1 rRNA gene is annotated in these 439 nt (G+C 39.0%); it reads right to left on the bottom strand.

What is annotated here, in order from left to right:
* Positions 1–278: 278 nt before the first annotated feature.
* Positions 279–439 (bottom strand): 23S ribosomal RNA (locus tag ACJ5GX_RS07065); the annotation flags it as partial.

The raw sequence follows: 439 nt of genomic DNA, 5'->3' as shown, positions 1-439 counted from the left end.
CTCAAAGTATTAAAGTAAGTCCGCAAAAGTTGCTGAATGTTATTGAGTATGAAAAGCAGATAGAGTATCTGGCAATCAACTCTAAATCCATGCAGCAAATATTCAAAGAGTTAAGAGTAAAAATGGTAAATATTAATATTGAAAAAAAGAATTCCGATGCAAAAAAATAAACGTTATTCAATCATTCTGTCTTTATTGTTTCTTTCTGTGTTCAATAAAGGTATTGCTCAGGAACAGGATGTGTTTTCTCAAAGAATCCATCAGGTTTCGGTTCAGATCGATCGTTACACCATTCGTGCAGGTCGGAACTTACCCGACAAGGAATTTCGCTACCTTAGGACCGTTATAGTTACGGCCGCCGTTTACTGGGGCTTCAGTTAATGCCTTCGAGTTACCTCTAAGCACCTTCCTTAACCTTCCAGCACCGGGCAGGTGTCAG

The organism is Wolbachia endosymbiont of Tuta absoluta (assembly GCF_059414725.1).
The sequence above is the reverse complement of the archived record's forward strand: the minus strand, read 5'-3'. Positions and strand labels throughout refer to the sequence as shown.